The sequence below is a fragment of the Streptococcus sp. A23 genome (assembly GCF_043674155.1).
GTDB classification, from domain to species: Bacteria; Bacillota; Bacilli; order Lactobacillales; family Streptococcaceae; genus Streptococcus; species Streptococcus suis_V.
This window is the reverse complement of the sequence record NZ_JBIMJP010000031.1, coordinates 1-7413: the sequence shown is the minus strand read 5'-3', so window position 1 is coordinate 7413 and position 7413 is coordinate 1. Positions and strand designations below refer to the sequence as shown.

The window sequence follows — 7413 nt, the reverse complement described above, 5'->3', positions numbered from 1 at the left end:
ATTGCTCGAGCGGCCAAACAAATCCAACCACGTTTTCTATTTTTGGAAAACGTCAAAGGCCTACTCAATCACGACAAGGGACGGACGTTCGCCACAATCCTCTCCACGCTGGATGAATTGGGGTATGATGTCGAATGGCAGGTGCTTAACAGTAAGGACTTCCAAGTCCCGCAAAACAGAGAACGGGTCTTTATTATCGGACATTCTAGAAGATACCGTTCCAGATTCATATTTCCTCTCAGAAGAGAAAACAGCCCAGCTCATCTTGAAAGGCTAGGCAATATCAATCCCTCTAAACGTGGTTTGAATGGTGAAGTCTATCTGACGAGTGGACTTGCTCCTACACTAACGAGAGGTAAAGGAGAGGGGGCAAAAATCGCCATTCCAGTCTTAACACCAGATAGACTTGAAAAACGGCAACATGGGCGTCGTTTTAAGGACAATCAAGACCCCATGTTTACTTTGACCAGTCAAGACAAACATGGGGTTGTTGTCGCAGGAAATCTGCCCACTAGCTTTGACCAGACTGGAAGAGTCTTTGACATTTCTGGCTTGTCACCGACCTTGACCACCATGCAGGGTGGAGATAAGGTGCCAAAGATACTGCTGAGGGAGGAGCTGCCATTTCTGAAAATCAAGGAGGCCACAAAAAGAGGGTACGCAAAGGCCACTCTTGGAGACTCTGTCAATCTGGCTTATCCAGACTCAACCAAACGTAGGGGACGAGTGGGAAAGGGAATATCCAATACCCTGACGACTTCAGACAATATGGGAGTGGTGGTCGCTGCTCTGGAATATCGACAGGATAAGTGGTATGAAGTCACAGGCATTGTCTTACAGGGAAAACTCTATCGCCTGAGAATTAGACGACTGACACCAAGAGAGTGTTTCAGACTGCAAGGCTTTCCTGATTGGGCTTATGAAAGAGCAGAGAGTGTTTCCAGTAAGAGCCAACTATACAAACAGGCAGGCAATAGTGTAACGGTGACGGTTATTGAAGCCATTGCCAGAGAATTTAGAAGAATAGAAGAGGAAGAAAAACATGAACCTACTACATAAGAAAAGTATCCTAGAGTGTACTGAATTAGAGGAACGTATTCACCAAGTTGAAACCAATCAGTTATTGGAAAAGATACTGTCGCTCCCCAATTTTGATTGTGACTTTGAAGTGACTTTTGAAGATGATTACCACAAAGAGATGAATGATCCCCTATTCTACGAATCCAATCTTCATCGGATTTCGGATTTTTTGGAAACTAGGGATATTAAAAATGGGGTAGATACACTATTGACGAAAGACAAACACTTGGCCTTTCGTGCCTTTGGTGAAAATTATACTGCTAGGGGAAAGGATGGCATTTTAACGACTTTGGTGACGGTCAAGTGCTTTAGTGAAGGACGGATGCCTATTGATATGAGTCGCTATTTCTCAACTCCTGAACCAACAGTTGAAAATAGCCTAACCCTATAAGGAGGAGCCTATGCTTGAGGTATATCTAGGAAATAATGCCAATACAAATCAAGACTTACTAACCATTTTGACGACCTATGGTGTGGCTTATCGTTGTACAAAAGCGTGTGATGTAAACCATGAAATCTTACTGTCACTCTTTGCCAAAACCACGGATTGTTTTGAGTTGCTGTCGCCACGATTTCTTCGCTTTAAACGTCAATATTCGATAAGTTTGAATGAAATGATTCAGCTTATTCTCCAAAAACCAGACCAGAACCTTCGGCTGCCACTCATTGTCTGTCAGAATCATGTCTATCCAGCTATTGGGCTAGACGAAGTGAGAACCTTTCTTCCCAGACAGGTAAAAGAAGAACTGTTTCAGGCCAGTTTGATGAAACAAGTGACAGGGTAGGTGTGAAGATGAATGAACGATTTTGGGACAATTTAGAAATCATTCTGGCAGAAAAAGAACTCACTTGGGCAGAACTAGCTCGCAAAGTATTCAAAGGTCAATATGTCTATCCCAGTGAGTTTAATCGCCTCTATCAAAAATTACGGCATTACAAATCCAATCGCCTGATGCCACAAACAAGATGGGTTGAGCGTATTATTCTAGTCTTAGACATTGATTATGAAGATTTATTTAAGAGGTGACAATGATAAGGATAGGATTGTTTTATCTAGCCATACAGCTTAATGGTTTTCTATTAAGTTTATACCTACAAGAATATCTGACAATTGAGGTCTTAATCTTGCTACAATTGGTCCTATTAAGTGTGACTTGCTTAGAGATTGCCCGTCATAAAACTGTTCAAGAAAAAATTGTGACTTTTAGAAATCATCTAAGATGGTTGCTTCTTGGTTTTGCGTGTATGGTTGCTTTTGCAGTCTTTACCAGTTTTCTATTTCCAGTTCAGACTAGGAATCAAGCGATATTGGTAGAAGTTGGAAAGCAGGTTCCTCATCTTATCTTTTTATTGTTTCTGGTCAATGCAAGTGTCCTTGAAGAGATTGTTTATAGGCAACTGCTGTGGAAAAAATTGACGTATCCCTTTGTACAAATAGGAGTGACCAGTTTTCTCTTTGCTCTAGCCCATGGCCCCATTCAATTAGGGAGTTGGCTCATCTATAGCTGTCTGGGCTTGACCTTGGCTGTTGTTCGATTGAAAACAGATTGTATGACGGCAATCACCTTACATTTACTTTGGAATAGTTTGGTTTATGTCTTGACCTTCTTGTGATACCAAAATCAAGAGTGCTTCCGTATTATGGAAGCACCTTATGTTTGATAGGGAATCCTAAAAAGAGGAGGTCACCATGTCATCTGAACAACAAGAACGTCAAGCAATGCAATACGTGGAAAGAAGTAGTTTATTGACTGTTAGAACCCTCTTAAAGCTCTTAGAATGGTCGGCTAGACAAGCTTTAGCTCAAGATTCAGCTTATAAGATTGGGGTTCAAAAACTGGAAGAACTCCTTCAAAGCCCTTACGCAATTGAAGCGATTGATGTTAGTAAAGACATTCTAGATAAGCCAATCGATGTGGAGAAATTCAAGGAGTTGATGGAGTCAGAAAGACTGCCGATTGCTATTAGTTGGCAAAAAGACTATCTCTACTTTTATGCCAAGGATAAGACCTTGCTCGATCATCACTTAGATGAATTGTTGAAGAAACTGATGTCTAATCCAGAGAAGCTAGAAGGTTTAACCTTTGATAAAACCTTGGACCAAGAGATAGAACTGGCCAAAGAGAAAATTAGAGTGACAGAACCTTCGGCAGTCAAAACCAAGGAGGTGACCTTGTAATGTATTCCAGGCAAAAAGCATTTGTCTTTGGTCTCTTGGGTCTCGCCTTTGGCTATTTCTGCCATCGTCTAACTCTACTCTATGATAGTTTAACCAATGCCCCACCTATGGAACGATTTGAATACCTCTTAGGAGAGGGGTTAAATCAGGTTTTCAATCCTTTATGGCTATTTTCCTTTACTCAAAAATCTTTTCTTGCCTTTATCCTTGGGGTTCTAACGATGACGCTAGTCTATCTTTATGTATCGACAGGACAGAAGGTCTATCGAGAAGGGGAAGAATACGGTTCTGCACGATTTGGAACCAGTAAGGAAAAGCGGAACTTTTACAGTAAGAATCCTTTCAATGACACGATTTTGGCTCGTGATGTTCGTCTAACCTAGTTGGAAAAGAAGAAACCCCAGTTTGACCGAAATAAAAATTTGATTGTCATTGGGGGTTCTGGGGCAGGCAAGACCTTTCGATTTGTTAAACCCAACCTTATCCAACTTAATTGTTCCAATATTGTCGTAGATCCTAAAGACCATTTGGCTGAGAAGACAGGTAAACTCTTTTTAGAAAACGGTTATCAGGTCAAGGTTTTAGACTTGGTTAATATGACCAATTCAGACGGTTTTAATCCCTTTCGTTATGTAGAAACTGAGAATGATTTGAACCGCATGTTAACGGTCTATTTTAACAATACCCGTGGGTCTGGTTCTCGCAGTGATCCATTTTGGGACGAGGCTTCCATGACATTGGTGAGAGCTATTGCCTCTTATTTGGTGGATTTTTACAATCCTCCAGGAAGTTCCAAGCAAGAGCAGGAAGCAAGACGTAAGCATGGCCGTTATCCAGCCTTTTCTGAGATTGGGAAACTCATCAAACTCTTATCAAAGGGAGACAATCAGGACAAAAGTGTTCTTGAAGTCCTGTTTGAAGATTATGCTAAAAAATATGGTCACGAAAACTTTACCATGCGAAACTGGGCGGATTTCCAAAACTATAAGGATAAGACCTTGGATTCGGTCATTGCTGTGACGACCGCTAAGTTTGCACTCTTTAATATCCAATCAGTGATTGATTTGACGCAAAGAGACACTATGGATTTGAAAACGTGGGGCACTCAAAAGACCTTGGTCTATCTTGTTATTCCAGACAATGATACGACCTTTCGTTTCCTATCTGCTTTATTTTTCTCTACGGTTTTCTCCACTTTGACCAGACAGGCTGATGTTGACTTTAAAGGGCAACTGCCGATTCATGTTAGAAGCTATCTGGATGAGTTTGCGAATGTCGGAGAAATCCCAGACTTTGTCGAACAAACCTCAACAGTTCGCTCTAGGAACATGAGTCTAGTTCCAATCTTGCAAAATATTGCTCAACTCCAAGGACTTTATAAGGAAAAAGAGGCTTGGAAAACTATACTGGGGAATTGTGACAGCCTCCTATATTTGGGTGGAAATGACGAGGAAACTTTCAAATTTATGAGTGGTCTATTAGGCAAACAAACCATTGATGTCAGAAGTACCAGTCGTTCTTTTGGGCAGACTGGCTCAAGTTCTACCTCTCACCAGAAAATTGCCCGTGACTTGATGACGGCTGATGAAGTAGGGAATATGAAACGAGATGAATGCCTCGTACGCATTGCAGGAGTTCCTGTTTTTCGAACCAAGAAATATTTTCCACTCAAACATAAGAATTGGAAATGGCTTGCGGATAAGGAATCTGATGAACGCTGGTGGCACTATCACATCGATCCCCTAACCGCTGAGGAAGAGGTAGATTTGTCAGGCCATAAAATAAGGGATTTAAGCACAGAAACGACACTACATTAATAGAAATGAGGAATTATATGAATCAAAAACTAACAGGCTTTGTTTACGGAGTGGACGCCAGCTCCATGTTCTCCCAAGCCATGTCTCTATTACAAAAAGGCTTAATTGCAGTAGGAGCCTTTCTTGTTGTCATGGGCATTATCAACCTTTCAACCAACATTAAAGATGGTGGGCCAGGTGTCCGAAATGCTATTCTAGAAATTGTTGGTGGGGTCATGGTGGGAGCCGCTGGTGCTTTTGTGACTCAGATTACCATTTAGGGGAGGACAGCACATGACATGATAATGAATTTTACGTCACCTTTTGTATTTCTAGCCTCTGAAAAAGTATCTAGCGACAGCCTTTTTGAAGGGTTTCAAGTGGATTTAGAATCAACCGCCAACTTGGTTAAGTCACTAGCGGACTTTAATCCGACGGTGTGGTCTTACATGACAGCCATTACCAAGGGGATTATGCAACCCTTGGGAGTAGCTATTCTTGCGGTTGTTCTCGTACTCGAATTTTCAAAAATGGCCAAGAAAATTGCAAACTCAGGTGGTGCAATGACCTTTGAAGCCATGGCACCTATGATTGTCAGCTACATCATGGTCGCGGTCGTGATTACCAATACGACGGTTATTGTGGAAGCCATTATTGCCATTGCCTCTTATGTTATTGAACAAGTGGCAAGTCTTGTCACGAATGGTGGTGCTAATTATGATACCATTTCAGGCATTAAGGGATCTGGAATTGTAGGAAAAATGATTATTGGCTTTTTTGCGATTCTCATTTGGTTGGTACGAATGGCCAGCATCATGGTTGTCAATATCTTGATTACCATTCGGTTTATCCAACTCTATCTGATGATTCCTTTTGCTCCTGTTACCATTCCAACCTTTCTTAGTGATGACTGGAGAAGTGTTGGGATTGGTTACCTTAAAAACATCATGGTCTATGCCATTCAAGGTATTTTGATTTTTCTAATTGTATCTCTTGTTCCCTTGTTTGAATCGGCTGGAAAGATTGCCGTATCAAATGGAGCTGGAGTGATGGAATCACTCGCCATTATGTTTGGTGGCTTGGTACAGGCCATATTGTTAATCATTGCCTTAGTTGGCAGTCAACGAACCGCCCGAAGTATTTTGGGCATGTAGGAGGAAGGGAGTCACTATCTCGCCTCCTCTTTTTATAGCTTACTTAGATTGGAGAACATTTATGAACACACGTGTCTTTAAGGACATCTCAAAGGTTCAACACAGGGCATGGCTGGGATTTACAACTAGACAGGTTATTTTTGTATTTCCAGCCGTAGCCCTAACCATTTTGGTATTGGGCTTGAACCTATTTTACTGGCAATTTGGGGATTGGTTTGTTTATGGTTTTGTTTTTAGCTTTACTATTCCACTCATGTTATTTGGGGTCTATCGCCCTAATGATTTACCATTTGAAATCTACCTCAAGTACCGTTTTCATTATGAACTAACGGTGCCAGACCGCACATTTACTGGAAGAAAAGGAGACCAACGTGAAAAAATTAAAACACTCAATGAAACCAAAGACCTCTTCTAATGACCAAAAGCAAAAGACGAAAACACAGAAGCAGGAGATCAGACCTTCTACCGTAAATACGTTAGCCTATCAAGGGCTTTTTCAGAATGGCCTTATGCAGATCAGTCCAAGTTATTTCTCACAAACCTATCTATTAGGAGATGTTAATTATCAAACAGTTGGCTTAGATGATAAGGGAGCTATCGTGGAGAAATATTCCGATTTAATCAATTCACTGGATGATCAGACCAATTTCCAACTGACCATTTTCAATCAAAAAGTTAATTTGGAAAAATTCCGTAAGAGTATTCTCTATCCCTTGCAGGAAGATGGGTTTGATGCTTATCGTGATGAATTGAATCGCATGATGGATGCCAACTTAGAGGCGGGTGAGAACAACTTTTCAGCCGTCAAGTTTCTTTCATTTGGCAAGAGCGACCAAACACCAAAAGTAGCTTTTCGTTCTCTGTCACAGATTGGGGAATATTTCAAGAGTGGCTTTTCAGAGATTGATGTGGCTCTTGGTTTACTTGGTGGAGAGGAGCGAGTGAATGTCCTTGCGGATATGTTGCGAGGTGAAAATCATTTACCGTTCTCTTACAAGGATTTGACCCTCTCAGGTCAAACTACCAAACACTTTATTGCCCCAACCTACCTTTCCTTTAAACACAAGAATCATATTGAATTGGACGATCGATTATTACAGATTGTCTATGTTCGTGATTACGGTATGGAGCTAGGGGATAAATTTATTCGTGACCTCATGCAGTCAGATTTGGAAGTGATGATTAGCCTACATGCTAAAGGCTC

At 41.2% G+C, this 7413-nt stretch carries 9 protein-coding genes and 2 pseudogenes; all 11 read left to right on the top strand.

The features are described from left to right. The coding region (dcm, locus tag ACHBIE_RS10680; protein WP_394733311.1) for a DNA (cytosine-5-)-methyltransferase at nucleotides 1-1059 on the top strand (1059 nt) is incomplete at its 5' end. Beyond that, nucleotides 1043-1471 (top strand): hypothetical protein, encoded by a 429-nt coding sequence (locus tag ACHBIE_RS10675; RefSeq protein ID WP_394733310.1) that lies wholly within the window; start codon nucleotides 1043-1045, stop codon nucleotides 1469-1471. The genes dcm and ACHBIE_RS10675, both read left to right, overlap by 17 nt. Before the next feature lie 10 nt (nucleotides 1472-1481). Further along, nucleotides 1482-1865: an arsenate reductase gene (locus ACHBIE_RS10670; protein ID WP_024415400.1), complete on the top strand. Its 384-nt coding sequence runs from the start codon at nucleotides 1482-1484 to the stop codon at nucleotides 1863-1865. Nucleotides 1866-1873: 8 nt separating this feature from the next. Beyond that, on the top strand, nucleotides 1874-2107 hold the full coding sequence (locus ACHBIE_RS10665) for a transcriptional regulator (RefSeq protein ID WP_208574339.1): 234 nt from the start codon (nucleotides 1874-1876) through the stop codon (nucleotides 2105-2107). Nucleotides 2108-2109: 2 nt separating this feature from the next. Continuing rightward, nucleotides 2110-2694: a CPBP family intramembrane glutamic endopeptidase gene (locus ACHBIE_RS10660; RefSeq protein ID WP_208574338.1), complete on the top strand. Its 585-nt coding sequence runs from the start codon at nucleotides 2110-2112 to the stop codon at nucleotides 2692-2694. 76 nt (nucleotides 2695-2770) lie between these two features. Then, a complete protein-coding gene (locus ACHBIE_RS10655; protein WP_234521534.1) occupies nucleotides 2771-3259 on the top strand; it encodes a hypothetical protein in 489 nt (162 codons plus the stop codon). Continuing rightward, a pseudogene (locus ACHBIE_RS10650) lies at nucleotides 3259-5076 on the top strand (VirD4-like conjugal transfer protein, CD1115 family). Before ACHBIE_RS10655 ends, ACHBIE_RS10650 begins: the two are co-directional and overlap by 1 nt. A 17-nt stretch (nucleotides 5077-5093) precedes the next feature. Next, nucleotides 5094-5336 carry a hypothetical protein gene (locus tag ACHBIE_RS10645; protein ID WP_001072182.1) on the top strand — a complete coding sequence of 81 codons (243 nt, stop codon included), beginning with the start codon at nucleotides 5094-5096 and terminating at the stop codon, nucleotides 5334-5336. Nucleotides 5337-5354: 18 nt separating this feature from the next. Next, nucleotides 5355-6209: a conjugal transfer protein TrbL gene (locus ACHBIE_RS10640; protein WP_014621279.1), complete on the top strand. Its 855-nt coding sequence runs from the start codon at nucleotides 5355-5357 to the stop codon at nucleotides 6207-6209. A gap of 61 nt (nucleotides 6210-6270) precedes the next feature. Beyond that, on the top strand, nucleotides 6271-6624 hold the full coding sequence (locus tag ACHBIE_RS10635) for a PrgI family mobile element protein (RefSeq protein WP_001097577.1): 354 nt from the start codon (nucleotides 6271-6273) through the stop codon (nucleotides 6622-6624). Then, nucleotides 6581-7413, top strand: a pseudogene (locus tag ACHBIE_RS10630) (type VI secretion protein); the annotation flags it as partial. The gene ACHBIE_RS10635 and the pseudogene ACHBIE_RS10630, both read left to right, overlap by 44 nt.